Raw genomic sequence first — 25,143 nt, forward strand, 5'->3', positions numbered from 1 at the left:
CATTGGCCCGCCCCACGCCCGGCGGGCCTTGGCAGTGTTCTGCGTTGATTGTTTAATGGGCGCCCTTCACGGGATTAGGCGGCTTTTGAAATGGCTTTGATCGTACAGAAGTTTGGGGGGACCTCGGTCGGCACTGTCGAACGCATCGAACAGGTGGCCGAGAAGGTGAAGAAGTTCCGCGAAGGCGGCGATGACATCGTGGTCGTGGTTTCCGCAATGAGTGGCGAAACCAACCGCCTGATCGATCTGGCCAAACAGATCAGCGACCAGCCGGTACCGCGTGAACTGGATGTGATGGTTTCCACGGGCGAGCAGGTGACCATTGCGCTGCTGGCCATGGCGCTGATCAAGCGCGGTGTACCGGCAGTTTCCTACACCGGCAACCAGGTGCGCATTCTCACTGACAGTGCCCACAACAAGGCGCGCATCCTGCAGATCGACGACCAGAAGATTCGTGCCGACCTCAAGGCCGGCCGCGTGGTCGTGGTCGCCGGCTTCCAGGGCGTGGATGAGCACGGCAACATCACTACACTTGGTCGTGGCGGTTCCGACACCACCGGCGTGGCGCTGGCCGCGGCGCTGAAGGCCGACGAGTGCCAGATATACACCGATGTAGATGGTGTCTACACCACCGATCCGCGCGTGGTGCCCCAGGCGCGGCGCCTGGACAAGATCACCTTTGAAGAGATGCTGGAAATGGCCAGCCTCGGTTCCAAGGTGCTGCAGATTCGCTCGGTGGAATTCGCCGGCAAATACAATGTCCCGCTGCGCGTGCTGCACAGCTTCCAGGAGGGTCCGGGCACCCTCATTACCCTTGATGAAGAGGAATCCATGGAACAGCCGATCATCTCCGGCATCGCCTTCAATCGCGACGAAGCCAAGCTGACCATCCGTGGCGTGCCGGATATCCCCGGCGTGGCCTTCAAGATCCTGGGCCCGATCAGTGCCGCCAACATCGAAGTGGACATGATCGTGCAGAACGTGGCGCACGATAACACCACCGATTTCACCTTCACTGTTCATCGCAACGACTACCAGAACGCCCAGCGCGTGCTGGAGCAGACCGCCAGCGAAATTGGCGCTCGCGAAGTGATCGGCGACACCAAGATCGCCAAGGTCTCCATTGTCGGTGTCGGCATGCGTTCCCACGCTGGCGTTGCCAGCCGCATGTTCGAAGCCCTGGCCAAGGAAACCATCAACATCCAGATGATCTCTACCTCGGAAATCAAGGTATCTGTGGTCATCGAGGAAAAATACCTGGAGCTGGCGGTCCGTGCTTTGCACACCGCATTCGAGCTCGACGCCCCGACTCGACAGGGCGAATAAGGCAATTTTCAAAAGGCGCGGCTCACCCCGCGCCTTTTGTCGTTTTTGGCTGCTACGGCGGAGCTTTCCTTTTGCCGGGGCTGGTCAATACTTGGGTGTAAGCTCCAGCGGCTTAACCGTGCCGGGGCCGTAACCATTTCTTTTTTTGCAGACTGTTGTCCCGAAACGAATCCGTAAGGAGAAAGGAATGCTGATTCTGACTCGCCGGGTCGGAGAGACCCTGATGGTGGGTGACGATGTCACTGTGACCGTGTTAGGCGTGAAAGGTAATCAGGTGCGCATTGGAGTGAACGCTCCCAAGGAGGTAGCCGTGCACCGCGAGGAAATCTATCAACGCATACAGAAAGAGAAAGACCAAGAACCAAGCCACTAATTTTTCTGCAATTTTTGGCTTTGCAAACGGGGAAAACATGGTTATCATGCGCCCCGTGTTGCGGAGAGGTGGCCGAGTGGCCGAAGGCGCTCCCCTGCTAAGGGAGTACACCTCAAAAGGGTGTCGGGGGTTCGAATCCCCCCTTCTCCGCCATTTTTCGTGTTGTAGGGTGGTTAAAGGCTAGATCGATAAGTTATTGAAACTTCTCGAAAAAGCAGTTGACCGAAGCAAAAAATTCCCTATAATGCGCGCCCACAACGCACTCATAGCTCAGCTGGATAGAGTACCCGGCTACGAACCGGGCGGTCGGAGGTTCGAATCCTCCTGAGTGCGCCATTTTCAAGATATTCGGCTTATGCCGGAATCCTGAAGAAACCAGCGGTGATCTGGTCTAAAAACACCAATTGCGCACTCATAGCTCAGCTGGATAGAGTACCCGGCTACGAACCGGGCGGTCGGAGGTTCGAATCCTCCTGAGTGCGCCATACCGAAAGGGCCTGCAGAAATGCAGGCCCTTTTTTATTGTTTCAACGCCCGCCTTTCACGCAGCCCGCCTCATCGAATTGCACCAGGTGGCGGGGTCCCTTCTTTGGCTGATAGTGATAAAGAAGCCGACCGTTCTTGCCGCTTATGCGATCAGGCTTGCCCAGGGCGCTCTCCACGTCGGCACGGGTCATGCCGCTGCGAATCTGCTTGCGAATGATGGCTTGGCGACGTTCCTGCGGAGAAATCAGGTTTCCGCATCCGTCCTCTCGCTCGCCGACCACTACTATTTCCTGAAGCTGTTCAGAAACTCCCCAGTTCTGAGTCGGAATATTCCTGCTACCCGGTTCTTCCTGTATCGGCTCGTCGCTTAGCAGATTCGGCGTCCGGGTGCGGTGTTGCTCGGCCTGACTGTCCGGTGGGCAACCATGTTGGTTGAAGCTGATGTTCCCGTCGGCGTCGCTGCAACGGTACACGGAAGCCGCGTGCGCCGGCCCGTAGAGGCAGCAGGGTAGGGTGGTGATGAGCAGGATCGAGAGCATTCGCATAGTGCCTTTTCCTTGGCGTGGGCTCTCGAGGGTATCCCGTGATTTTCCGTGTGTGCGCGTGTCCTACAGAGGGTTGCCATCGTCGCAGCAGGGTGAAGGCAATCCCAGCTTTGCGATGCAAGCGATTGTTCTTTCCATGATTTTGTAACGCGTGAGTGGAACGGCGGTGTTATCATTGCGCGGTCAGCCCCGCCGGGGCCTTCGGACAACCATCATGGACTTACCCAGTAGTTACTCAGAATCCCGATTGCACAATCGCGAAATGACTGTCTGACCCCTTCTGGCGTGCTCTGCCACTGGGGGTGGAGCGCGCTATATGACTGAAGTAGAAGCCAAAAAGCCGCAAGAGAGCCTGCAGGACCGCCTGGCCCAGGTTATCGAATTGCTGCATCGCCACAAGCTGGTGGAAGACCTGACCCACCGTCAGGAAGGCCAGCACCGTGACCTCGTCGAGAATCTCGTTCACCGGCAGAACCTTGCCGAGCTGCAACGCAAGTTGGATGAGCTTCACCCGGCCGACATCGCTCACATCCTCGAAGCCCTGCCGCTGAGCGACCGTCTGACGGTCTGGCAGTTGGTCAAGGCCGAGCGTGACGGCGACATCCTCCTCGAAGTATCCGACGCCGTCCGCGAATCGCTGATCGCCGACATGGACGATCACGAGCTGCTCGCCGCCGCCAAGGAAATGGACGCCGACGAGCTGGCCGACCTAGCGCCAGAGCTGCCGCGAGACGTGATCCACGAGCTGATGGAGTCCCTCGATGCCCAGCAACGCGAACGCGTGCGCTCCGTGCTGTCCTACGAGGAGGATCAGGTCGGTGCGCTGATGGACTTCGAGATGGTCACGATCCGCGATGACGTGACCTTGGAAGTGGTTCTGCGCTACTTGCGTCGGCTCAAGGAGCTCCCCGGTCACACCGACAAGCTTTTCGTGGTGGACTACGACGGCATCCTTCAGGGTGTGCTGCCTATAAAGCGTCTGTTGGTGAATGACCCGGACAAGCAGGTGGCCGAGGTGATGGCCACCGACCCGGTGAGCTTCCATCCGGATGAGGACGCTTACGATGCTGCCCAGGCATTCGAACGATACGACCTGGTGTCGGCGCCGGTGGTGGACAAAAACGGCAAGTTGATCGGTCGTCTGACCATCGATGAAATGGTCGACCTGATTCGCGAGGAGAGCGAGACCGAAGTCCTCAACATGGCCGGTCTGCGCGAAGAGGAAGATATCTTCGCCTCGGTCTGGAAGTCAGTGGGCAACCGTTGGGCCTGGCTAGCTGTCAACCTGATCACAGCTTTCATCGCCTCGCGGGTCATCGGCCTGTTCGAGGGCTCCATCGAGAAACTGGTGGCCCTGGCCGCGCTCATGCCCATCGTCGCCGGCATCGGCGGCAATTCGGGCAACCAGACCATTACCATGATTGTGCGCGCCATGGCCCTGGACCAGATGGGTACCGGCAATACGTCGCGCCTGGTACGCAAGGAACTGGGCGTCGCCTTGATCAACGGCCTGGTCTGGGGCGGCGTAATCGGTCTGGTGGCCTACTACCTCTACGGGAGCTGGTCGCTTGGCGTTGTGATGACGGGTGCCATGACCTTGAACTTGCTGCTCGCGGCGCTGATGGGGGTTTTGATCCCCATGACGCTGGTGCGCATGGGACGCGACCCGGCCATGGGGTCCAGTGTGATGATCACGGCCATGACTGACAGCGGTGGCTTCTTCATCTTCCTTGGCCTGGCCACCTTGTTCCTGCTCTGACCTTTCTGTAAACGAAGAAGCCGCCTCAAGAGGGCGGCTTCTTCGTTTCTGGGGAAACGCGGGGTGCAGAGGCTGCTTCGATGCGAAATCGAAGGTATGAAAAAACCGGCAGTTGCCGGCTTCTTCAATCGATGTGGGGTGGTCTCACGACTCTTCGGCCGCCAGCTCCGCATCGTGTGCGATCAGTGCAACCAACGCGTTTTGCTGGCGCCGCGACAGCTGACGGAAACGCTGCAGCAGCTCGCGCTCGTGCAGGGTCAGCTCCGGGCTGTCCAGGCGCAGGGAAACACCTTCATCCAGTGCGCCTTCCTGGAGCATGCTCTGCTCGAGGCGGGCAATGATTTCGGAGTTCATGCTGCGGTGGTGGTTACGAGCGACCAGAGCGATGCGCTCGCGCATACCCTCGGGGAGGCGAACAACGAACTTGTCAGCCGTGCGACTGGAATAGATAGCCTGTTTCATAGGGCGCATACATTCAACCGGTTAGTTCAGGAAAGCGATGCTGGCAATGAGCTGCAGATTGTCACCGGTTTGACTGTCCTTGGCAGCAATTGTTCAACCAGTTTCGCGATTCGAATCGGTATGACCCTTGGGTCAGCAAAACGTTTCCTTGACGTCAATTTGGTGTCGGATTGTGATCAATATAGCGGCTTTTGGCCAGCACTAATTGTCCGAATTGCGAGTGGCTGAACAATTCGCACGCTTCCGATGCGCCTATGGGACTAAGCCGCGTTGATCGCAGTCTTCTCTCCTGCGAGCACCCTGTTACTCGTTGCAGAGAATGAAGGCACTGTGATGCTGTCTAGCCATCATGCTAAAGGGTAGCTGCTGTTGTCTGACCACGCTCAGTGCAAAAGAATTCCTTTGCGCTGTCATAAAAGCGGTTCAAAATTTTCCCTTCGGATTTCTGCTCGCTGGCGGCCACGATCCATAGCCTCAACCCACCCTCTCCAGGTGCCCCCATGACAGGCAGGCTCATTTACCTCATAGGCCCTTCCGGTTCTGGCAAGGACAGCCTGCTCGATGCCGTGCGTGAGGGCTCGGGCAGTCACGGTTGCCGAGTGGCGCGTCGGGTCATTACCCGCTCGGCGGAAGCCAAGGGTGAGCTGGCCGAAGCGGTCAGTCCCGAGGAGTTCGCCCAGCGAGAGGGCCGTGGCGACTTCGCCATGAGCTGGCACGCGAATGGGCTGTCCTACGGAATCCCCCGAGTCATCGACGAATGGCTGGATGCGGGCGACGACGTGCTGCTGAACGGCTCTCGCGGTTACCTGCCTGAAGCGCGTCGGCGCTACCCGCACCTGCTGGCCGTGCTGCTGACTGTAGAGGACGAAGTCCTGCGTAAGCGCCTGCACGCCCGTGGCCGTGAATCGGCGGAAGAGATCGAGGTTCGCCTGGCACGTAACGCCGGTTTTGCCGACACCCTGCTGGCTGGGGAAAACGCCGACCTCTGCCTGCTGGACAATTCCGGTTCCCTCGCCCAGTCCTGCGAGCGTCTGCTAAAGCTCATCGAAGACCATCGCCCCTGCGCCTGGCCCGACTCGGCCTGATTCCTAAGAACCTTCATACGATCTGCTGCGCGTCGGTCCCGCGGCGTTAAAAAACAGGCTCGGACTGCTCATTTACAGCTCGTAATCTCGCGTGCGAGCCCAGTCCGCTTCCTCGCCTGTTTTGATTCGCTGGCGCTCACCCTTTGGGCCAGCCTTCGGCAGTTGCTCCCGTTGGTCGTTGCGCCTTGCATGGCTCTAGCTCCCGAAATCGTAAACAGGCTCTCAATCCAGCGGCAGCTCCGTGGTGCGCTTGACCTCGCTCATGGCGATGTTCGAGTGCGCCTCCAGTACATGAGGGCGTTGCAGCAACTGGTCCCGCAGAAAGCGTTCGTAGCTGGCGATGTCCTTGGCTACCACCTTCAGCAGGTAGTCCGAGCCGCCGGCCATGGTGTAGCACTCCAGCACTTCCGGGTAGCCGACGATGGCTTCCTCGAACTCGGTGAGGTTGTTGCGGCCGTGGGCAGACAGCTTGATGTTGACGAATACCGTGATCGAGAAACCCAGCAGCTTGGGATTGAGCAGGGCGACCTTGCGTTCGATCAGCCCGTCCTCCTGCATGCGGTGGATGCGCCGCCAGCAGGGCGACTGGGACAGCTCCACCTTCTCCGCCACTTCCGCGGCGGACAGGTCAGCGTCATGTTGCAACAGGCGCAGGATCTTACGATCGATGGGGCTCAGCGGGTTCTGCATGAATCTGTCCAGAATCTTGTTTTTGTTGGAAGGATCATGCGCAAGTCTGGCGTTGGAATCCGAAAATAGAAAGAAAAAATCAGCACCGTCCGGTCATATTCTTAGCCACGCGTCCGAGGCAGCGATCCTGCGTCGGGCTGAACAAGAGATGGCACCCACCGTTGCCATCAAGGTCGCCATAAAAACAAAAGGAGCGCCCGCATGTCTCTGGCCGAGATCCGCCTGGATGACAAATACCGCCTCGAAACCGGACACCTGTACCTCACCGGTACCCAGGCACTCACCCGCCTGCCGATGCTGCAGAAGCAACGCGACAAGGCCCATGGCCTGAACACCGCCTGCTTCATCTCCGGCTACCGGGGGTCGCCGCTGGGCAACCTCGACAAGAGCCTCTGGGAAGCCAAGTCCTTCCTCAAGGAAAACCACGTTCACTTCCAACCGGGCGTCAACGAAGAACTGGCCGCAACCGCCTGCTGGGGCAGCCAGCAGACGAGCCTGTTCCCTGGTGCCAAGTACGATGGCGTGTTTTCCATGTGGTACGGCAAGGGGCCAGGTGTGGATCGCTGCGGCGACGTCTTCAAGCACGGCAACTCCGCCGGCGTCTCGGCCCATGGCGGCGTCCTGCTGCTGGCCGGCGACGACCACGGCTGCAAATCCTCCAGTATCGCCAACCAGAGCGAGCATGCCTTCATCGGCGCCTCCATCCCGGTACTGAATCCGGCCAACGTCCAGGAAATCCTCGACTACGGGATTATCGGCTGGGAGCTGTCGCGCTACAGCGGCTGCTGGGTGGCGCTGAAGACCATCGCCGAGAACGTCGACTCTTCCGCCGTGGTGGAAGTAGACCCGCTGCGCGTGGATGTGAAAATTCCGCAAGACTTCGTACTGCCGGAAGACGGTGTTCATATCCGCTGGCCGGACCCGCCCCTGGCGCAGGAAAAGCGCCTGAATATGTACAAGATCTACGCCGCCCGCGCTTTCGCCCGCGCCAACAACCTCAATCAGGTGATGCTCGACTCGCCAACCCCGCGCCTCGGCATCATCACCACCGGCAAGTCCTACCTCGACGTGCGCCAGGCCCTGAATGACCTGGGCCTCGACGAGGAGCTCTGCGCCAAGGTCGGCCTGCGGGTGCTCAAGGTCGGTATGAGCTGGCCGCTGGAGCCCGTCTCCGTCCACGAGTTCGCCCAAGGCCTGGATGAAATCCTGGTGGTGGAAGAGAAGCGCAGCGTCATCGAAGACCAGGTCACCGGCCAGCTCTACAACTGGCCTGTGGACAAGCGCCCGCGCGTGGTGGGCGAGTTCGACGAGGAGGGCACCTCCCTGCTGCCCAACCTCAGCGAACTGACTCCGGCGATGATCGCCCGCGTCATTGCCAAGCGCCTGGCGCCGATCTACTCCAGTGAGCAGATCGAGTCCCGCCTGGCCTTCCTCGCCGCGAAGGAAAAGGCGCTGGCCGAACCCAAGCACACGACCACGCGCACCCCGCATTTCTGCTCCGGCTGCCCGCACAACAGCTCCACCAAGCTGCCGGATGGCAGCCGCGCCCAAGGTGGCATCGGCTGCCACTACATGACCCAGTGGATGGACCGCAACACCGACACCTTCACCCAGATGGGCGGGGAGGGTGCCACCTGGATCGGCCAGGCGCCCTTCACCGACACCTCGCACATCTTCCAGAACCTGGGTGACGGCACTTATTTCCACTCCGGCCAACTGGCCCTGCGTGCGGCCGTGGCCGCCGGGGTCAACATCACCTACAAGATCCTCTACAACGATGCCGTGGCCATGACCGGCGGCCAGCCGATCGACGGCGAGCTGCGCGTCGACCAGCTCAGCCAGCAGGTCTTCGCCGAAGGCGTGAAGCGCATCGCCCTGGTCTCCGACGAGCCGGAGAAGTACCCGACCCGCGCCACCTTCGCGCCCATCGTCACCTTCCACCACCGCCGCGAGCTGGACGCCGTGCAGCGCGAGCTGCGTGAGTTCAAGGGCGTGTCGGTGCTGATCTTCGACCAGACCTGCGCCACCGAGAAGCGCCGCCGCCGCAAGCGCGGCAAGCTGGTCGACCCGGCCAAGCGCGCCTTCATCAACCCGGCTGTGTGCGAAGGTTGCGGCGATTGCAGCGTCAAGTCCAACTGCCTCTCCGTGCTGCCACTGGAAACCGAGCTGGGGCGTAAGCGTCAGATCGATCAGAACGCCTGCAACAAGGATTTCTCCTGCGTCGAAGGCTTCTGCCCGAGCTTCGTCACCGTGCATGGCGGCAGCCTGCGCAAGCCTGAGGCTGCCGGTGCCAAGGCGCTCTTCGTGGCCCTGCCGGAACCGCGTCAGCCGAGCCTGAACCGCCCCTGGAATATTCTCCTGCCCGGCGTCGGCGGCAGCGGCGTAACCACCGTCGGCGCGCTGCTGGGCATGGCCGCACACATTGAAGGCAAGGGCTGCACCGTCCTCGACCAGGCCGGCCTGGCGCAGAAGTTCGGCCCGGTGATCACCCACATCCGCATTGCCGCCAAGCAGGACGACATCTACGCCGTGCGCATCGCCGCCGGTGAAACCGATCTGCTGCTGGGTTGCGACCTGGTTGTGGCCGCCAGCGAAGAGGCCCTGGCCAAGCTCAATGACCGCATCGCCCACGCGGTGGTCAACAGCCATGAGGCTGCCACTGCCGAGTTCACCCGCAACCCCGACGCCCAGGTACCGGGCCAGGCCATGCGCGAGGCACTGGTGGAAGCGGTGGGCGAGGCCAAGACCCATTTCGTCGATGCCACCCGCCTGGCCACCCGCCTGCTGGGCGACAGCATCGCCACCAACCTGTTCATGCTCGGTTACGCCTACCAGCGCGGCCTGGTACCCATTTCCGCTGATGCCATCGATAAAGCCATCGAACTCAACGGCGTGTCGGTCGCCCTCAACCAGCAGGCCTTCCTCTGGGGTCGCCGTGCTGCCCACGACCTGACCGCGGTAGAGAAGCTGGCCAAGCCTGTCGAAGAGGAAGCGCCGCGCTGTGAAACCCTGGAAGAGATCGTCCAGTATCGCGCCGATCACCTGCGTGCCTACCAGGACGCCGCCTACGCCGAGCGTTACCGTGCTCTGGTGGAGCGCGTGCGCAAAGCCGACAGCAGCGAAGACAAGGCCCTGACCCGCGCCGTGGCCCGTTACTACGCGAAGCTGCTGGCCTACAAGGACGAGTACGAAGTGGCGCGCCTCTACAGCGACGCTACCTTCCGCAAGCAACTGGAAGCCCAGTTCCAGGGTGACTACCACCTGGAGTTCCACTTGGCGCCGTCCTGGCTGGCCAAGGCTGACCCGGTCACCGGCGAGCCGCGCAAGCGCCGCTTCGGTCCCTGGATGCTCAAAGCGTTCGGCGTGCTGGCCGGATTCAAGTTCCTCCGTGGCACCGCTTTCGATCCCTTCGGCTACAGCGAGGAGCGCAAGCTCGAGCGCGAGCTGATCGCCGAGTACGAAGCCACCGTCGACTTGCTGATCAAGGAACTGAAGCCGAGCAACTACGCAGCGGCGGTCGCCCTGGCCGAGCTGCCTGAGCAGATCCGTGGCTACGGCCCGGTCAAGGAACGCGCCCTGGCCAAGGTCCGCGAGCAGGAGAAGCAGCTGCGCACCCGCTTCACCGCCAGCGAAATCCAGGTGCTGCACCTGTTCGACCCGGCTGCCTGAACCCACCCACTCCAGCTCACCTCCCTCTTCCGCTTGCGGAGAGGGGGGCGGGCACCCGTTCAATTCGCAATACGTCACCACAGAATCGAGGAACACCCATGTCCGTCTTCACACACGTCGAGTTCGATCATCACGAGCAGGTGGTCTACGGCCACGACAAGGCCTCCGGTCTCAAGGCCATCATCGCCATCCACAACAGCAACCTCGGCCCGGCCCTGGGGGGTTGCCGCATGTGGCCCTACCTGAATGACGAGCAGGCCCTGCGCGACGTGCTGCGCCTGTCCCGTGGCATGACCTACAAGTCCGCCCTGGCCAACCTGCCGCTGGGCGGTGGCAAGGCCGTGATCATCGGCGATCCGCACCGCGACAAGAGCGAGGCGCTGTTCCAGGCCATGGGCGATTTCGTCGATAGCCTGGGTGGCCGCTACATCACCGCTGCCGATTCCGGCACCGGCGTCACCGAGATGCGCATCATGGCCGAGCGCAGCCGCCATGTGGCCGGTGCCGGCACCCGCGAAGCCCTGGGCGGCGGCGTGCGTGACGGTAACCCGTCGCCATCCACCGCCTACGGCACCTTCGTTGGTATCCGTGTGGCGGCGAAGCATCGCCTCGGACGCGATGACCTCTCCGGCCTACGCGTGGCCATCCAGGGCGTCGGCCAAGTCGGCTTCAGCCTGGCGCAGTACCTCAAGGACGCTGGCGCCCAGCTCTGGGTCTGCGATATTCACGACGCCAACGCCCGCCGCGCCGCCGAGCAACTGGGCGCCCAGGTAGTCGGGCAGAACGAGATCTACGGCCTCGATGTGGACGTCTTCGCGCCCTGTGCCATGGGCGGCATCATCAACCTGCAAACCCTCGAAGCCCTGCGTGCCCCCATCATCGCCGGCGCCGCCAACAACCAGCTGGCCGACGCGGGCCTCGCCGAGGAGCTGCGCCGTCGCGGCACCCTCTACGCGCCGGACTACGCCATCAACGCCGGCGGCATCATTGATGTCTGGTACGAGCGCAGCAACGGCAGCGAGGCCGCCCTGCGCCAGCATGTGGAAGGCATCGGCGAGACCCTGCAGGAGATTTTCGTGCGCGCCGACAGCGAAGGCCGCACCACCACTGCGGTGGCCGACCGCCTGGCCGAGGAGCGCTTCGGCCGCTGACGGCAATGCCTTGCGGGACGCCTGTCCCGCAAGGCATGACAAAACGCACGGACGTCGCTAACATGCCGCCCGTCCTCACGACCTCGCCGCCCGGCGGGGTCGCCGCGTCCCAGTAGCTCAATTGGATAGAGCATCCCCCTCCTAAGGGGAAGGTTGGTGGTTCGAACCCACTCTGGGACGCCATTTCCTCGCCGCTCCGGCCGTCGTTTCCTTTCGTTCAACCTTGTGCCTGCAACCATTCCCGCGGACTCGCCCCGGTCTTGCGGCGGAACGCCCGTGCCAGCGCTGAAGGGCTTTCGTAGCCCACTGCGTCCGCCACATGGGGAATTGGCCGGCCATCGCGGAGCAGCTTCTGCGCCAGGCCCACGCGCCAATGCACGAGGTAGTCGGCAGGGGTCTGGCCGGTGACTTCGCGGAAGTGCGCGGCGAAGGCAGCGCGGGACATGTTGGCCGCGCTGGCCAGTTCGGCCACGGTCCAGGGGTGCTTCGGATTTTCATGCATCAGGTTCAGGGCCCTGGACAGGCGCGGGTCGGCCAGGCCCGCCAGCATGCCGGTGGCGAGGCCGCTGTGTGCCAGCAGGTGGCGCAGCAACTGGATCACCAGTAGCTCGAACAGGCGATCCATCACCGCGCGGCGACCGCATTCCTCGCCGAAGGCCTCGGCGAACAGCCAATCCAGGTTGCCCGCCAGCAGCGGCAAGTCCTTCAGCGGCAGCAGCAGATAGTCAGGCAGGGCGCCCGCCAGGGGATTGCCCGAGGCACCGCCGAAGGCCAGGGTGGCGCACACCAGCCGGGTGCCGTCGCGCTCGGCGGACTCCAGGCGATGTGCGTAGGGCCGGGGAAAGAAGGCCAGGGTGGGCTCCTCCAGTTTCCAATGACTGCCGTCCGCCATGTGCAGGTCCGCCCGGCCCCCCTGGAGCAGGTGGACGTGGCCGCTATGGCCTTCCCGGCCGAAGGCTTCCAGGCCGCAGAAAACGCCACTGAAGAAGGTGCCGGCCTGGACGCCGAAGTGCCCCAGCAGGACGGAAAGACGGTCCATAGTCGGACTCCTGTCAAAAACAAAAGTCTGGATGATTGGTTGCAAATTGGCGAGTTCCTGCGTCCAAAGGGGCTGGGTAGGACCCTAGGATGGACGCCGTATCCAACAGGGGATACTCATCTACAGGAGAGTACGCCATGCCCCGTATCGCCATTGCCACCGCAGAAGAAGTCTCCACTGCTGCCCGTCCGCTGCTGGACGGCGTGCAGAAAACGATCGGCTTCGTCCCCAATCTGTTCCAGACCCTCGCTCATGCACCCTCCGTGCTGTCCGGCTACCTGCAGCTTTCCCAGACACTGTCCCGGGGCACCCTGGGTACCCGGGAGCGGGAGCAGATCGCTCTGGCGGTTTCCGAACTCAACGGTTGCGACTACTGTCTGGCCGCCCACGGCTACTTCAGTGCCAAGGCCGGCCTGTCCGACGGCGAGATCCAGGCTGCGAGGGCCGGTGAGCTGGACGCCCTGACTCGCGTCGCCCGCCAGGTGGCCGAGAATCGTGGTGCCCTGGACGACGCTCAACTGGCGGCCGCCCGTGCTGCCGGGATTTCCGACGCCAAGCTGATCGAGGTGGTGGCCCAGATCGCGCTCATGACCCTGACCAACTACCTCAACAACCTCGCCCAGACCGACATGGACTTCCCGCCGGCCCAGTGACCCTCTATCCACGCGGGCAGGTGACTGCCCGCTCGCCAGGAGCTTCGCCATGAACGATGTGATCCTCTACACCACCCGCACGTGCCCCTACTGCGTCGCCGCCAAGTCCCTGCTGCAGCGCAAGGGTGTGCTGGCCACCGAGGTGGATGTCCAGCTCGACCCGGAGCGCTTCCGGGAAATGCTCGAGCGCAGCGGCGGACGTCGCAGCGTGCCGCAGATCTTCATTGGCTCGCACCATGTCGGGGGCTTCGACGACCTGGCGGCGCTGGAGCGGCAAGGGCAGCTCGATCCTTTGCTGGGACGTGACTGATGCGGCTTCAGTCGAAGGCGTACTCCAACGCCAGGCCGGCGTACCAGCTGCGCCCGGCCCCTGTCTCGTAGTAGCGCTGGTTGCCTTCGCCAATGATCACCGAGCCGACGTAGTCGCGGTCGAAGAGGTTGTCGAGCCGCAGGGTCTGGCTAAAGGTCCAGGAGCGCTGGCGCTGCTCCAGGCGCAGATACGCGTTGGCCAGGGCAAAGCCCGGCGCGGCGCGGGCCCGGGCGCTGTCCTCCACCTCCAGGCTGCTGCGCCACTGGCCCTCCAGGCCGGCGTCCAGGCCGCTGCGGGGCGACCAGGCCAGGGTGGCGAAAAGGGTGTGTTCGGCGATGCCCGGCATGCGCTTGCCCGACGGGATGGTTTGCCCGGCGCTGCTGAATGATTCCGTGTAGCGGGCGTCCAGCCAGGTGTAAGCCAGCTCGAGGCGCCAGTCCTGGTGCAGCGGTTGCTCCAGGCCCAACTCCAGGCCTTGGCGGCGGGTCTCGGCGGCGTTCTGGTAGCGGGTGCGTCCGCCCAAGGACGCGGCCACCACCAGTTCGTCCTCGGTGCGGATCTCGAACAGCGCCAGCTCCAGTCGTCCGTCTCGCGGCAGCAGGGCCTTGAGTCCGACTTCCAACTGACGGCTGCTGGCTGGTTGAAGGCCGAAGCCGAACCCTCCATCGGCGCCGGAATAGGACAACTCGTTGAGCGTCGGCGTCTCGAAGCCACGTGCCCAACTGGCGTACAGGTTCAGGTCCGGCGTCAGGGCGTAGGTCAGGCCCAGGCTGGGTGTCGTCTCGCGGTAGGTGACGCTGCCGCTGTCGTCACCATTGGCCAGGTAGTGGTCGTCCACTTCGAACGCCACCTCGTTGTGCCGCAGACCTGCGAGCACCCGGAAATCGCCGCGTTCCCATGAGAGCTGCATGTAGGGCGAGGCGCTGGTCACCTCGTCGCGCTCATCACGGCGCAGCGCACCCTTTACCCCCAGGCTGTCGCCGTTGAAGTTCTCATAGCCCTGCCGATCGTCGCTGGACCGGTCGTAGTCGACGCCCGCAGTAGCGGTGAAACTCCCCTGCTCGGTGTCGAAGGGCTGTATCCAGCGGCTGCCGATGCCCTGGTAGTCGCGTTCGAAGTCGATCACTCCACCGGAATGCCGTGGGTTGGCCTGTACCGCCACCGGGATGGACTGGAACTGGGTTACCCGCCGGGTGCCGCTGTAGAGCGTCGTCTGCCAACTGCCCTCACCGAAGCGGTGTTCCAGGTTGAGGCCGCCTTGGCGCTGATCCACCGTCTTGCGGGTGTTGAACAGCAGGGTATTGGCCGACACCGAGCGAGGGTCCTGGCGATAGGCCTGCCAGGTCAGGCCTTGCGGGTCCTGGGTGCTGTCCTGGCCGAGGTCGCTATAGATCAGCGCCAAGCGCGTATCGGCGTCGGGGCGCAGGGTGAGTTTGGCGAATGTCTTGTCGATCAGCGCGGCGCTGTGGTCACGGTAGCCGTCGGTCTCGAAGTGAGAGCGGTTGACCAAGTAACCGACACGGCCGTCACCGCCTTCCAGGGTCAGCCTTTCCCGCTGGGTCGCCCAGCTCCCCAGGGTGGCACCACCGGACAGGCGCGGCGGACCTTCTCCATCGCGGGAAAACAACTGGATCACGCCGCCGGAATTGCTGCCGTAGGTGGTTGCGAAGGGGCCGCGCAGCACCTCGATATGGTCCAACACGTCGAGGTCGAAACTGGAGGCCTGACCCTGGCCGTCCGGAGTAGTGGCGGGAATACCGTCACTGAGTAGCTTGATGCCGCGCACACCGAAGGCTGAGCGGGCGCCGAAGCCGCGGGAGGAGAGTTGCGGTTCCTGGGCGTAGTTCTGGCGGTTCTGGATGGCCAGGCCGGGCACGCCAGAGAGCTGCTCTGACAGGTTGATGCCCGGTTGTGCCCGTTGCACCGGGTCGACCCGGTCCACCGAGAACGGCAGGTCGAAGGCCGGTGCCTGATAACGGCTGCCACTGATCACTAGCGCGGGGGCTTCCAGCGGTTGCGGATCGGCCGCACTCACCTGCTCGCCACTCAGCAGGCAGAGGAGGGCGGTGTAGCGGGAAACGGTCACAGCATCGGCCATGGCGGGTGTCGTTCTGATGGCTTTTGACAGTCTTTGATCTTTCCTGAAAGTAGCATCGCGCACACGCTGTAGGTTCCACAGGCAGGTCTGTGTCCTGCTTCGCCCATGAGCTCAATCCTGTTGGGCCGTGGCAGACGGAGCCCGGCACAGTCGAAGAACGGTGGTTTGCCGGGCTGCGCTTCGCTTGACGCCAAGCGTCGGGGGGGGCTTCGTCCTCCTTTGCGAATGAATTCGCGCCCACAGCTATCGGAGCTGTCCTGGTGTACGGCTAGAATGCCCGGACTTCCCAGCTCCGAGGTTCCATTGCCATGCTCAGCGCTGAGCTCAAGGCCTTCTACATGGTCGCCCGCCTGGGCAGCATCACCCAGGCGGCGAAGAAGCTCGGCCTCAGCCAGCCCACAGTGACCACCCAGATCCGCAACCTGGAAAGCCAGTACGGCGTCGAGCTGTTCCACCGGGGCGGCCGCCGCCTGACGGTGAGCGAGGAGGGCGCGCGGTTGCAGCCCATGGTCAAGGTGCTGCTTCAGCAGGAGGCCGATATCGAGTTCTTCCTGCGTAACTGCGGGCAGATTCAGGGCACGCTGCGTATCGGCGCCACCGCGCCTTACTACATCCTTGATCTGGTGCGGGTCTTTCGCACTCGCTTTCCGCAGACGGATGTCTCACTGGAGATCGGCAACTCCCAGCAGGTGATCGAATCCCTGGAGGAGTACCGCGTCGACCTCGCCGCCTCCTCGCAAAAGCTGGACGATGCCCGCCTGACCCGCATCGTCCTCGGCAGCGACCCGCTGGTGCTCGCGGTGCACCGTGAACACCCCCTGGCGCGGCGCAAGTCCGTCAGCCTGGAAGATCTCAAGGGCCACTGCCTGCTGATGCGCGAATCCGGCTCCACCACGCGCCAGCTCACCGAAGACATGCTCAGGGATGCCGGCATCTCCATTGGCCCGCTGCTGGAAATCGGCAGTCGCGAATCCATCCGAGAGGCGGTGATCCGCAACCTCGGCATCAGCATCATCGCCCGCCACGAAGTACCGGATAACCCGGAGCTGCGGGTGATCGAGCTCAAGGGCGCGCCGCAGATCGACGAATACCTCTACTGCCTCAAGGAACGGCGCCAGGCCCGCCTGCCGGCGGCTTTCCTGGCGCTGGCGCGGGAAAGTACGGAATAACCACGGATCGGGCCGGACGGCATTCCGCTGAAGCCCCACTTGTCCGAGCGGGACACTCGACGCTGGGCTTCGCCGCGCTCGGACCAACCGGCGGGCCCGGGGCTACGTCGCATGTCCCGTGACCGACCTCGCTCAGATGCCTGCCGCCCTTCGGCATGCCGGCTCGCCCCGCTCGAAGCCTTTCCTGTGGCCTTCCATCCAGCCAGATAGACGTTTCCTACGAGCTCCCGGGGTCTGGCTCCATGGTGCGGCTTTTGGTTCCTGAAATAGCATTCCAGTCCCGTATCCCACCTGGAAATACGGCTGCGATAGCAGTTTCTCCTGCCAAGGATGGCCCATGTGAAATACCCACAGCTAGAACCACTTCGCCCGACCCGGCGCCCCGTAATTCCACGGTGCGACGACGGGCGTCATCCGCACGGCCCGGCCTTGGGCTTCCGTGGTCGCTGTCACCCGACACTCCGGGCCATGCCACGCGCTGCGACCAAGCACACAGCGACTCGTACAAGGAGTACATCCATGTTGTTCAAACGACTCTCCCTCGCCACCCTCGCCACCCTGGTCGCCGTCGCCAGCCAGGCCGCCCTGGCCTCGCCGACCACCAGCATCATCCACTTCAAGGGCTCGGTGCTGGGCAATACCTGCGACATCTCGGTCAATGGCGTGACCACCCCCAACCCGGCGACCGTGATCCTCAACGATGCCCTGGCCGAGCGCCTGGGCAAGGCGGGTGATACCGATGGCAAATCCGCCTTCTCCATCGACCTGAAGAACTGCGCGGGCACCGCGACCAAGGTGCGCGCCAGCTTCAAGGGCGCCAACGGCACCACCATTACCGATGGCCGCCTGGACAACATGGCTGGCGCCGCCGGCGCAGCCAAGAACGTCCAGCTGCAGCTGGAGCAGACCTACGGTGCCAGCGACGGCGTCATCCAGGTGGCTGGCGACCAGAGCGCGCAGCCCTATGCCGATATCACCGCCGGCGCGGCCACCCTGGGTTACGCGGTGCAGTACTACGCCACCGGTGCCGCCACCGAGGGCAAGGTCGAGGGCGCCGTCGAATACACCATCCAATACCAGTAAGGGAGCCAGCGGCCGGGCCAGCACCGGCCGCTTTCCTGCCATGCTTGCCAGGAGCCTCGGCAAGCCACGACAGACCAGCAAGGAGCGCCTTCATGCTGATCAGACGACTTTCCCTGGCGGTGCTGATGGCCGCTGCAAGCCAGGTGGCCCAGGCATCGCCTGCCACTAGCAACCTCCAGTTCGACGGGGCGGTGAAGAGCACCACCTGTACTGTCTCGGTCGACGGCGTGGAAACCCCGAACCCGGCGACCGTGGTCCTCCAGGATGCCCGGGTTGTTCGCCTTGCCAAGGAGGGTGATACCGATGGCAAAACGGGCTTCTCGATCGACCTGAAAAACTGTCCGAACAACAATCGTTTGTTCGTGCGCGCCATGTTCAAGGGCGGCAATGGTACGACCGTCACCAATGGGCGACTGGACAACATGGCGTCATTGAATCCTGCCAAGAACGTCCAGTTGCAGCTCAGGCGTAACTGGTTTTTCACAAATGGGATCATCGATGTGGGGAATGAAAGCTCGACCCCTTCGCTCAGCATCTGGAACGGCGCAGCCACGCTGGACTACACAGCCGAGTACTATGCCACCGGCGCCGCAACCCAAGGCAATCTCGAAGCCGCCACGGAGTTCACTATCCAGTACCACTGACGCGCGAGTGACCAATATCACGAAGAGGTTGGCGACGCCCTTGAGCGTCTGGGCAAGGCCGAAGCAAGGCGAATCCTGAAAGTGATCCAGGATCGAATCATCGAGGGGGCGCCGGACAAACTGGGCAAGCCCCTGGCTGGAAGCTTGGCGGGGTGCCGCCGTATCCGGGTTGGCGATTCCCGCATCGTGTATCGCGTCGACGAGGTTTAGGAGCTCGCCCAACGGCGCGCTTGACTTATTCACCGAGCCCGCTCAGGTCACCTGAGCGGGCTATTTCGTGCATGGCCTGCTCTCGGCAATCTGGTGCCTGGATTAGCCGCGTAGATACAAGGGTGGGCTTTAGCCCACGCGGACGTCCCTCGGTGGGCCAAAGCGGAGCGCCGCCCGGCCCACCTTACGGGCCTCTGAACAAAGCTCCAACACGTGACCCGGACATAGCCTGGGAGCCCGGATGCAATCCGGGAAAGCCCCGACACCCTGCGCCGTCCAGGCCCCGCCGCGCCCCCCGAACGGATGGGGGCCACCCCCTGCCAGCCAAATAGACGCTTCCTACAAGTTCGTGGGGTGCCGTGCCATGGAGCGGAGGTTCGCCCCCGGATATGGTTTTTGCCCCGTGGCAGCCCGCGAGTGAGGCCGCTTTCCATTCGTTCCAGCCAAGGACGGCCCTCCATGAATCACCCGTGCCCCGACCCGCTTCGCTGGCAAGTGCCCGAAGGCCGCCGACCCCTCGGCATGGCTGGGTCATTCCTCGCACCGAATCCATCCAGAGGTCCCATGTTCCGCATTCCATCGTTGCCGAGGCTGCTGCTCGTGCTCGCCGTCATCCTCTCCGGCCCCGCCGCCGAAGCCGCCCTGGTCATCACCGGCACCCGTGTCATCTACCCCGGCGAACAGCAGGAGGTGACGGTGCAACTGAAGAACAACAGCCAGACACCGGTGCTGGCCCAGGCCTGGGTGGACGATGGTGACGAGAACAGCAGCGCGGCCAAGGCCAAGAGCCCCTTCCTGCTGGCCCCGCCGGTGTTCCGCGTCAACCCGCAGAAGGGCCAGAGCGTGCGCCTGCGGCTGCTGGCCAAGGACCTGCCGCAGGATCGAGAGTCGCTGTACTGGTTCAACGTGCTGGAGCTGCCGCCCAAGCCGGACTCCGCCGAGGTCGACGGGCGGAACATGCTGCAGCTGGCCTTCCGCACCCGAATCAAGCTGTTCTACCGCCCCGCCGGCCTGCGCGGCGCGGACGAGGCGCCACAGCAGATACGCTGGCGGCTGGCCGACGCCGGCGACGGCAAGGGCCAGGCCCTGGAAGGGCACAATCCCTCGAAGTTCCACATCTCCTTCAGCGAAGTGGCCCTGGCCGGCCAGAGCCGCACAGCCGTGGGCAGCGGCATGCTTGCGCCCGGGGAGACCCGGCAGTTCCCTTTGCCGGCTGGGGCGCCGCGCCCGCCGGCCGACGCCAAGGTCGAGTTCTCGGTGATCAACGACTTCGGTGGCGCCGTGCCCGTCATCCTGCCGCTCGGCCGCTGAGCCCCGGGAGCGATCATGGACGAACATCGTTCCCCAGGATTCGCCCTGGCCCCGCTCAGTGCGGCTGTGCTGGGCGGCCTGGCACTGATGCCGGGTGCCGCCGTGGCGACCGAGCAGGGCAAGGCGACGGACAAGGTGATCTTCAACGACATCTTCCTCGCGCCGGACGAACGCATCGTCGACCTCAGCCTGTTCAACGAGGAAAACCCCCTGGTGCCCGGCGACTACCGCGCCGATATCCGCCTCAACGGCAAGCTCACGCTGCGCCGCGACGTGCGCGTGGCCCGCGACGCCGCGGGCGAGCCCCTGGTCTGCGTCGACCGGGAGATGCTCGAACAGGTCGGCGTGGACCTCGATGGGCTGGACTCGGCCGCCCGCCTGCTGCTCGACCAGACCGCCCCCTGCGCCGACCTCGCCGCCCTGATCGAGAACGCCAGCGCCACCTTCGACATGGGTGCCCTGCGCCTGGACCTGAGCGTTCCCCAGGCCAGCCTGCGGCGCAACGCCCGGGGCTACGTAAGCCCGGAGCTCTGGGACAGCGGCGTCACCGCCGGGATACTGGGCTACAACCTCAACGCCACCCGCTCGGAGAACCGCTCAGGCAACACCGACTCGCTCTATACCGGGCTCGACAGCGGCATCAACCTGGGCGACTGGCGCGTACGCCACAACGGCTCGCTGACCTGGCAGGACGGCAGTGGGCAGGATTACCAGGCGCTGAACACATACGTGCAACGCGACATCACGGCCCTGAAAAGCCAACTGACCCTGGGCGAGACCTCCAGCAGCGGCGAACTGTTCGACAGCGTGCCCTTCACCGGCGTGCAACTGGCCAGCGACGACCGTATGAAGCCCCACAGTCAGCGCGGCTATGCGCCGGTGATCCAGGGCATCGCCCGAACCAACGCGCGGGTGCAGGTGCGGCAGTTCGGCAACCTGGTGCTGGAAACCACCGTGGCCCCCGGCGCCTTCGTCATCGACGACCTCAATGCCATGGGTTATGGCGGCGACCTGGAGGTCACCGTGCTCGAAGCCGACGGCAGCGAACAGCGCTTTTTCGTGCCCTACGCCTCGGTGGCCCAGTTGCTGCGCCCCGGCGCGCGGCGCTACAACCTGTCCGCCGGGCGGCTGCGCAACGAGAGCCTGAAGGACGAGCCGTACTTCGCCCAGGGCACCCTGCAACAGGGCCTCAGCAATCTGGTCACCGCCTATGGTGGGGCGCAGGCCAGCGAGGACTTCATGGCGCTCATGGCCGGCTCGGCCTACAGCACCGCCGTCGGCGCGCTCGCCATCGACCTGACCCAGGCCCAGGCGCGCCTGGCCAGCGGCGATCGCAACGGCCGGAGCCTGCGCATGACCTACAACAAGAACCTGGCCCAGAGCGGCACCAACATCGCCATCGCCGCCTACCGGTTCTCCACCGAAAACTACATGGACCTGGCTACCGCCGCGCGGATTCGTGACGACGAGCAGCGCGGCTACGCCGCCCGCGCCCTTGGCCGCACGCGCAGTCGCCTCTCCGCCACGGTCAGCCAGGACCTCGGCGACTGGGGGCGGGTGACTTTCAACGGCATCGCCCAGAACTACTGGAACCTGCCCGGCAACGACCTGCAGTACCAGTTCAGCTACGCCCGCCAGATACGTGGCATCGGCCTGTCCGTCACGGGTACCCGCACCACTAGCCGGGATTCCGGCACCGACAACAACCTGCTGCTCAGCCTCAGCGCACCGCTGGATTTCGGTGGCCGCGCCAGCCGGCAGTATGTGTCGGCCTCCTACAGTCGCGGCAGCGATGGCCGCCATAACGAGCGCGCCTCCCTCAGCGGCATCGCCGGCGAAGACAGCCAATACACCTACAGCGTCTCGGGTTCCCGCGACAGCAGCACCCGCAGCGTCAGCCCCTCGGTCAGCGGTCGCTACGCCGCCCCCTACGCCAGCGCCAGCGGCAGCCTGAGCCGGGGCAAGGGTTACAAGAGCGCCTCTCTGGGACTGAGCGGCAGCATCGTCGCCCACCCCCGGGGCATAACCCTGAGCCCGCAGAACGGCGACACCATCGCCGTGGTGGTGGCGCCGGGCGCCAGCGGCGCGCGGCTGACCGGGCGCTCCAACCTGCGCCTGGACCGCTCCGGCCAGGCGGTGCTGCCTTTCTTGCAGCCCTACGAGATGAACGAGGTGGGAATCGACCCGCGCGGCAGCTCCCTGGACGTGGAACTGGCCGAAACCAGCCGCCAGGTGGCGCCCCGCGCCGGCGCCGTGGTGCTGCTGGAGTACGAGACCAGCCGGGGCCGCGCGGTGCTGCTGCGCGCCACCCTGGCCGACGGCACCCCGGTGCCCTTCGGCGCCAACGTGCAGGACGACTACGGGCAGAACATCGGCATGGTCGGCCAGGACGGCCAACTCTACGCCCGCGTCGCCGAAGGCACCGGCTACGCCCAGGTGCGCTGGGGGCAGGGCAGCGAACAACAGTGCCGGGTGACCCTGCCCGAAGCCGCCAACGACCTGGACATGCAGGAGGTCCTGTGCGCCCGCTGATCGACTCGACAAGCAAGGAGCCTTCCATGAAACCCCATCGCCTGCTTACCGCCCTCTGCGCCGGACTGCTGAGCACATTGGCCCTCCTGCCCGATGCCCGGGCCGAGGAAAGTTGCGCCAGCGTTCTCGCCAGGGCGGAGTACCCGCGAGGGCGTGTGGTCGAGTTCCCGTTTCCTTCCTCCTCGGTATCGGCATCGGGCGCGGGCGATATGAAGACGCTGATGTCTCAGGGGTATGAGGTAGGGGATCTGATGAGGCTGCCTGCGGATGCGCCGGGGCCGGTTGCTCTGGTTGCCAGACTGGAGCGCGATTTGCCGCGCGATGGCTACTTGTTCAAGACGGACATTCCCGGTCTCGCCATGGGAGCTCGGTTCAATACTGACTTTATTGACGAACCGGTGCTCTTCACATTGCAGCCAGGGCAGTCGTTGGCTGATGCGGGCAGTTATTCGTCGGCGTGGGTTGATTTTTTCTATGAGGCGTCCAGTGACGGCGCCCTTGCCGAGGGCATTCTGGATATCGGCATGACGCCCGGCATTAAGTTTGAGTGCGCATTGGGCGGTGGGGAGCCTGCGCTGGTCTTGCGTCCCCGCGGCCTCCTGACGGTTGAGCGTCCCACGTGCAAGGTGGTTACGGAGGAGCAGGTGGTGGATTTGGGCGAGCATCCGGAAAGCGCCCTGAAACACGAAGGTAGCGCTACACCTTGGGTCTCATTCGACGTGAGTTTTTCCGGCTGCTCAGGCATCGCTGGCTCGTTGCAGCAGAATTGGGATTCCGCCGGTAAGCTAGTAAGTAGCTACTCGGACCCCTACCGCCCGCGTGTGGAGCCGCAGGGCAATTTCGTTAATCGCTGGTATTACGGGTATGTGCTTGGCGTGGAGGGTGATAGCAGATATCCGGAGTATCAAACCCTCGCGATCAACTTCCGCGGAATGGATAACTGGATAGATGCAGGTCCATCGGCGTTTAGCTTGCGCATGTCTGCGCGGTACCTCCGGCAGAATGTGTTCGAGATAGAGCCTGGGCCGAAGAACGCCAGTCTGGTGCTTATGATCCGGTATGAGTGAGTCTTCTCTCGGACCGCGACTATGACGTGAATGGCCCAATGAAATCCGGGAAAGTCCCGCCACTGTCACCGGATTGCATTCGGGCTTGTTCGGAGCCTTGGGCGGGCTTGCGAAAGAATCGTAGCCTTGTAGGGGCGATTTCAATCGCGAAGCAGGCCTGCCACGAGGCGTCTTGTGTCCGCTGCGAGGCCAATCGCAGATGAATTCGCCCACAGAAAGGCCCGTCCAAGGGCAGGGTGGTCGGGCGGCGTTCCGCTCCAGCCCACCGTCCAGGCCACGCACGGTCACGCGAGAGCGGGTTGCCGCGGCGCTGGGCATCACGTCCGATCCATTGTCGTGAAGCTAGCTTCTCCAGTTCTCCATGATCTGTCCGGGAGGGAGCATTCTGAATACCCACTCCCTGCCTTCCTTCTGCTTGATGAACAGCTTTTTCTCGACAAGCCCATTCAGTGCCGCGGAGGCAGTGTTGTAGGAGCAGCCCAGGTTCTCCCGCACGCTTTGCGCTGAAAAGTGCAGCGCCTTGCCATTCTTTGCCACCTGGAGAATGGTTTTCTGCTTGTCTGAAAGCTTTCCGAACAGCCCGGACTCATAGAGGAATACATTGAACTTCTCGATATCCAGGACGGCTTTCCTGTACTCGTCCATGTAGGCGCGAACCGCTCTTATCACCACTTCGCCTTGATAGTCGACGAAGTAGGTCAGGTCGAGATAGTCGCTTTCGGTATAGAGATAGCTCTTTCCGTATTTGACCGGGGCGGTCTTGAGCAGGGTGCTGATGGCGATGTACCTGAACGCGCCGAAACCATGCTTGAACATGAACCAGTAGAAGAGCGACCTCGCCACTCGCCCGTTTCCATCATGGAATGGATGCTCGAAGCTGATCGTGAAGTGAATGATGATGGCTTTGACCAAGGGATGAATGTACTTGTCGCTGAGGGTCTGGCAGTGGTCGGTGTTGACCCAGTCGACGAACCTTTTCAGCCTCTTCTCCAGGCCATGTGCGGGCGGTGGGGTGTATATCGTGTTCCCCTCGCCATCTTCCACAACGACCGTGTCGTTAGCCCTGAAGGCTCCGGGGCGATATTTATCGTCATCGATCCCCTCCACGCCGGTTTGATGAAGCTCGGCGATCAGGTCCAGGGAAAGCGCTTCGCTCCTGTTCCGCCAGGCAAACTGCATCATCTTGAAATTGCCCAGGATCATTTTCTCATCGGGGGTCCTTGGCTGCCTCTTGCGCTTGAGCATGTCCTTGGCGATTTGCGTGGTGGTGGCGGCGCCTTCCAACTGGCTGCTGCTGATCGCTTCATCTTCGATCAGGTCGTTGAGCAGGTATTCGACATGCTTCTGCTCGCCGATGTTGTTGCGCATCCATTCAAGTGCGGCGTCCGTCGTGTTCCTGTCGCACTCGGATATGGCCTTCTGGATGGTCGGGGTCAGCAGCAGCTTGGCGAGGGCGAGTCCATCCAATTACGGACTGATCA

General features: G+C 63.4%; 20 protein-coding genes, 4 tRNA genes and 1 pseudogene. 19 read left to right on the forward strand and 6 right to left on the reverse strand.

The window, feature by feature from the left end; translation table 11 throughout:
- The first annotated feature begins 90 nt into the window (after positions 1 to 90).
- From AAHM40_RS11725 to AAHM40_RS11745, 5 genes are all read left to right on the forward strand, one after another.
- Complete coding sequence (locus tag AAHM40_RS11725) at positions 91 to 1,326, forward strand: aspartate kinase (RefSeq protein ID WP_342244800.1); 1,236 nt, start codon at positions 91 to 93, stop codon at positions 1,324 to 1,326.
- Between the two features lie 187 nt (positions 1,327 to 1,513).
- Entirely contained in the window at positions 1,514 to 1,699 is a 186-nt protein-coding gene (csrA, locus tag AAHM40_RS11730) for a carbon storage regulator CsrA (protein ID WP_003283978.1), read from the forward strand.
- 62 nt (positions 1,700 to 1,761) lie between these two features.
- A tRNA-Ser gene (locus AAHM40_RS11735) sits at positions 1,762 to 1,852 on the forward strand.
- A 106-nt stretch (positions 1,853 to 1,958) separates the two neighbouring features.
- Positions 1,959 to 2,035, forward strand: a tRNA-Arg gene (locus AAHM40_RS11740).
- 72 nt (positions 2,036 to 2,107) lie between these two features.
- A tRNA-Arg gene (locus AAHM40_RS11745) sits at positions 2,108 to 2,184 on the forward strand.
- Between the two features lie 42 nt (positions 2,185 to 2,226).
- Here AAHM40_RS11745 and AAHM40_RS11750 read toward each other — a convergent pair.
- Positions 2,227 to 2,724: a DUF4124 domain-containing protein gene (locus tag AAHM40_RS11750; protein ID WP_342244801.1), complete on the reverse strand. Its 498-nt coding sequence runs from the start codon at positions 2,722 to 2,724 to the stop codon at positions 2,227 to 2,229.
- A 322-nt stretch (positions 2,725 to 3,046) separates the two neighbouring features.
- Between AAHM40_RS11750 and mgtE the strand changes: the two genes are divergently transcribed.
- Positions 3,047 to 4,489: a magnesium transporter gene (mgtE, locus tag AAHM40_RS11755; RefSeq protein WP_342244802.1), complete on the forward strand. Its 1,443-nt coding sequence runs from the start codon at positions 3,047 to 3,049 to the stop codon at positions 4,487 to 4,489.
- A 144-nt stretch (positions 4,490 to 4,633) separates the two neighbouring features.
- Here the strand turns inward: mgtE and AAHM40_RS11760 are convergent, their stop codons facing one another.
- Positions 4,634 to 4,960: an Arc family DNA-binding protein gene (locus tag AAHM40_RS11760; RefSeq protein WP_028626387.1), complete on the reverse strand. Its 327-nt coding sequence runs from the start codon at positions 4,958 to 4,960 to the stop codon at positions 4,634 to 4,636.
- Between the two features lie 491 nt (positions 4,961 to 5,451).
- Between AAHM40_RS11760 and phnN the strand changes: the two genes are divergently transcribed.
- On the forward strand, positions 5,452 to 6,036 hold the full coding sequence (gene phnN / locus AAHM40_RS11765) for a phosphonate metabolism protein/1,5-bisphosphokinase (PRPP-forming) PhnN (RefSeq protein WP_342244803.1): 585 nt from the start codon (positions 5,452 to 5,454) through the stop codon (positions 6,034 to 6,036).
- Positions 6,037 to 6,258: 222 nt separating this feature from the next.
- Here phnN and AAHM40_RS11770 read toward each other — a convergent pair whose 3' ends face one another.
- Positions 6,259 to 6,726 carry an Lrp/AsnC family transcriptional regulator gene (locus AAHM40_RS11770; RefSeq protein ID WP_342244804.1) on the reverse strand — a complete coding sequence of 156 codons (468 nt, stop codon included), beginning with the start codon at positions 6,724 to 6,726 and terminating at the stop codon, positions 6,259 to 6,261.
- Between the two features lie 201 nt (positions 6,727 to 6,927).
- Here AAHM40_RS11770 and AAHM40_RS11775 point away from each other — a divergent pair, with 201 nt between their 5' ends.
- The 3 genes from AAHM40_RS11775 (at position 6,928) to AAHM40_RS11785 (ending at position 11,729) form a co-directional block, all read left to right on the forward strand.
- Complete coding sequence (locus tag AAHM40_RS11775) at positions 6,928 to 10,395, forward strand: indolepyruvate ferredoxin oxidoreductase family protein (RefSeq protein ID WP_342244805.1); 3,468 nt, start codon at positions 6,928 to 6,930, stop codon at positions 10,393 to 10,395.
- A 98-nt stretch (positions 10,396 to 10,493) separates the two neighbouring features.
- Positions 10,494 to 11,546 (forward strand): Glu/Leu/Phe/Val dehydrogenase dimerization domain-containing protein, encoded by a 1,053-nt coding sequence (locus tag AAHM40_RS11780; protein WP_342244806.1) that lies wholly within the window; start codon positions 10,494 to 10,496, stop codon positions 11,544 to 11,546.
- Positions 11,547 to 11,652: 106 nt separating this feature from the next.
- Positions 11,653 to 11,729, forward strand: a tRNA-Arg gene (locus AAHM40_RS11785).
- 34 nt (positions 11,730 to 11,763) lie between these two features.
- On the opposite strand, the gene AAHM40_RS11790 is transcribed toward AAHM40_RS11785, so the two are convergent.
- Positions 11,764 to 12,585, reverse strand: coding sequence for an AraC family transcriptional regulator (locus tag AAHM40_RS11790; protein WP_342244807.1), 822 nt, complete (start codon positions 12,583 to 12,585; stop codon positions 11,764 to 11,766).
- A gap of 137 nt (positions 12,586 to 12,722) precedes the next feature.
- On the opposite strand from AAHM40_RS11790, the gene AAHM40_RS11795 reads away from it, so the two are divergent.
- Both AAHM40_RS11795 and grxC read left to right on the forward strand, forming a co-directional pair.
- The gene (locus AAHM40_RS11795; protein ID WP_342244808.1) at positions 12,723 to 13,238 is read left to right on the forward strand and encodes a carboxymuconolactone decarboxylase family protein; all 516 of its coding nucleotides are present in this window, start codon (positions 12,723 to 12,725) and stop codon (positions 13,236 to 13,238) included.
- Positions 13,239 to 13,287: 49 nt separating this feature from the next.
- Positions 13,288 to 13,548 carry a glutaredoxin 3 gene (gene grxC / locus AAHM40_RS11800; protein WP_342244809.1) on the forward strand — a complete coding sequence of 87 codons (261 nt, stop codon included), beginning with the start codon at positions 13,288 to 13,290 and terminating at the stop codon, positions 13,546 to 13,548.
- Positions 13,549 to 13,555: 7 nt separating this feature from the next.
- On the opposite strand, the gene AAHM40_RS11805 is transcribed toward grxC, so the two are convergent.
- Positions 13,556 to 15,646, reverse strand: coding sequence for a TonB-dependent receptor family protein (locus AAHM40_RS11805; protein WP_342244810.1), 2,091 nt, complete (start codon positions 15,644 to 15,646; stop codon positions 13,556 to 13,558).
- Between the two features lie 308 nt (positions 15,647 to 15,954).
- Between AAHM40_RS11805 and AAHM40_RS11810 the strand changes: the two genes are divergently transcribed.
- From AAHM40_RS11810 to AAHM40_RS11840, 7 genes and pseudogenes are all read left to right on the forward strand, one after another.
- The gene (locus AAHM40_RS11810) at positions 15,955 to 16,815 is read left to right on the forward strand and encodes a LysR family transcriptional regulator (RefSeq protein WP_342244811.1); all 861 of its coding nucleotides are present in this window, start codon (positions 15,955 to 15,957) and stop codon (positions 16,813 to 16,815) included.
- Between the two features lie 519 nt (positions 16,816 to 17,334).
- Positions 17,335 to 17,898, forward strand: a complete 564-nt coding sequence (locus AAHM40_RS11815) for a fimbrial protein (RefSeq protein WP_342244812.1) — start codon at positions 17,335 to 17,337, stop codon at positions 17,896 to 17,898.
- A 92-nt stretch (positions 17,899 to 17,990) separates the two neighbouring features.
- Entirely contained in the window at positions 17,991 to 18,542 is a 552-nt protein-coding gene (locus tag AAHM40_RS11820) for a fimbrial protein (protein ID WP_342244813.1), read from the forward strand.
- A 45-nt stretch (positions 18,543 to 18,587) separates the two neighbouring features.
- Positions 18,588 to 18,752, forward strand: a pseudogene (locus AAHM40_RS11825) (type II toxin-antitoxin system RelE family toxin); the annotation flags it as partial.
- A 564-nt stretch (positions 18,753 to 19,316) separates the two neighbouring features.
- A complete protein-coding gene (locus tag AAHM40_RS11830; RefSeq protein ID WP_342244814.1) occupies positions 19,317 to 20,063 on the forward strand; it encodes a fimbrial biogenesis chaperone in 747 nt (248 codons plus the stop codon).
- Positions 20,064 to 20,078: 15 nt separating this feature from the next.
- On the forward strand, positions 20,079 to 22,595 hold the full coding sequence (locus AAHM40_RS11835; protein WP_342244815.1) for a fimbria/pilus outer membrane usher protein: 2,517 nt from the start codon (positions 20,079 to 20,081) through the stop codon (positions 22,593 to 22,595).
- Positions 22,596 to 22,621: 26 nt separating this feature from the next.
- Positions 22,622 to 23,662, forward strand: a complete 1,041-nt coding sequence (locus AAHM40_RS11840) for a fimbrial protein (protein WP_342244816.1) — start codon at positions 22,622 to 22,624, stop codon at positions 23,660 to 23,662.
- A gap of 342 nt (positions 23,663 to 24,004) precedes the next feature.
- Here the strand turns inward: AAHM40_RS11840 and AAHM40_RS11845 are convergent, their stop codons facing one another.
- Positions 24,005 to 25,129 carry a Fic family protein gene (locus tag AAHM40_RS11845; RefSeq protein WP_342244817.1) on the reverse strand — a complete coding sequence of 375 codons (1,125 nt, stop codon included), beginning with the start codon at positions 25,127 to 25,129 and terminating at the stop codon, positions 24,005 to 24,007.
- Positions 25,130 to 25,143 lie beyond the last annotated feature (14 nt).

It is taken from the genome of Pseudomonas sp. OTU5201 (genome assembly GCF_038440135.1).
Taxonomy (GTDB): domain Bacteria; phylum Pseudomonadota; class Gammaproteobacteria; order Pseudomonadales; family Pseudomonadaceae; genus Metapseudomonas; species Metapseudomonas resinovorans.

Excerpts from the sequence above, each read along its gene's own strand:
- AAHM40_RS11725 (WP_342244800.1), top strand. The coding sequence starts at position 91 with ATGGCTTTGATCGTACAGAAGTTTGGGGGGACCTCGGTCGGCACTGTC.
- csrA (WP_003283978.1), top strand. The coding sequence starts at position 1,514 with ATGCTGATTCTGACTCGCCGGGTCGGAGAGACCCTGATGGTGGGTGAC.
- AAHM40_RS11750 (WP_342244801.1), bottom strand. The coding sequence starts at position 2,724 with ATGCTCTCGATCCTGCTCATCACCACCCTACCCTGCTGCCTCTACGGG.
- mgtE (WP_342244802.1), top strand. The coding sequence starts at position 3,047 with ATGACTGAAGTAGAAGCCAAAAAGCCGCAAGAGAGCCTGCAGGACCGC.
- AAHM40_RS11760 (WP_028626387.1), bottom strand. The coding sequence starts at position 4,960 with ATGCGCCCTATGAAACAGGCTATCTATTCCAGTCGCACGGCTGACAAG.
- phnN (WP_342244803.1), top strand. The coding sequence starts at position 5,452 with ATGACAGGCAGGCTCATTTACCTCATAGGCCCTTCCGGTTCTGGCAAG.
- AAHM40_RS11770 (WP_342244804.1), bottom strand. The coding sequence starts at position 6,726 with ATGCAGAACCCGCTGAGCCCCATCGATCGTAAGATCCTGCGCCTGTTG.
- AAHM40_RS11775 (WP_342244805.1), top strand. The coding sequence starts at position 6,928 with ATGTCTCTGGCCGAGATCCGCCTGGATGACAAATACCGCCTCGAAACC.
- AAHM40_RS11780 (WP_342244806.1), top strand. The coding sequence starts at position 10,494 with ATGTCCGTCTTCACACACGTCGAGTTCGATCATCACGAGCAGGTGGTC.
- AAHM40_RS11790 (WP_342244807.1), bottom strand. The coding sequence starts at position 12,585 with ATGGACCGTCTTTCCGTCCTGCTGGGGCACTTCGGCGTCCAGGCCGGC.
- AAHM40_RS11795 (WP_342244808.1), top strand. The coding sequence starts at position 12,723 with ATGCCCCGTATCGCCATTGCCACCGCAGAAGAAGTCTCCACTGCTGCC.
- grxC (WP_342244809.1), top strand. The coding sequence starts at position 13,288 with ATGAACGATGTGATCCTCTACACCACCCGCACGTGCCCCTACTGCGTC.
- AAHM40_RS11805 (WP_342244810.1), bottom strand. The coding sequence starts at position 15,646 with ATGGCCGATGCTGTGACCGTTTCCCGCTACACCGCCCTCCTCTGCCTG.
- AAHM40_RS11810 (WP_342244811.1), top strand. The coding sequence starts at position 15,955 with ATGCTCAGCGCTGAGCTCAAGGCCTTCTACATGGTCGCCCGCCTGGGC.
- AAHM40_RS11815 (WP_342244812.1), top strand. The coding sequence starts at position 17,335 with ATGTTGTTCAAACGACTCTCCCTCGCCACCCTCGCCACCCTGGTCGCC.
- AAHM40_RS11820 (WP_342244813.1), top strand. The coding sequence starts at position 17,991 with ATGCTGATCAGACGACTTTCCCTGGCGGTGCTGATGGCCGCTGCAAGC.
- AAHM40_RS11830 (WP_342244814.1), top strand. The coding sequence starts at position 19,317 with ATGTTCCGCATTCCATCGTTGCCGAGGCTGCTGCTCGTGCTCGCCGTC.
- AAHM40_RS11835 (WP_342244815.1), top strand. The coding sequence starts at position 20,079 with ATGGACGAACATCGTTCCCCAGGATTCGCCCTGGCCCCGCTCAGTGCG.
- AAHM40_RS11840 (WP_342244816.1), top strand. The coding sequence starts at position 22,622 with ATGAAACCCCATCGCCTGCTTACCGCCCTCTGCGCCGGACTGCTGAGC.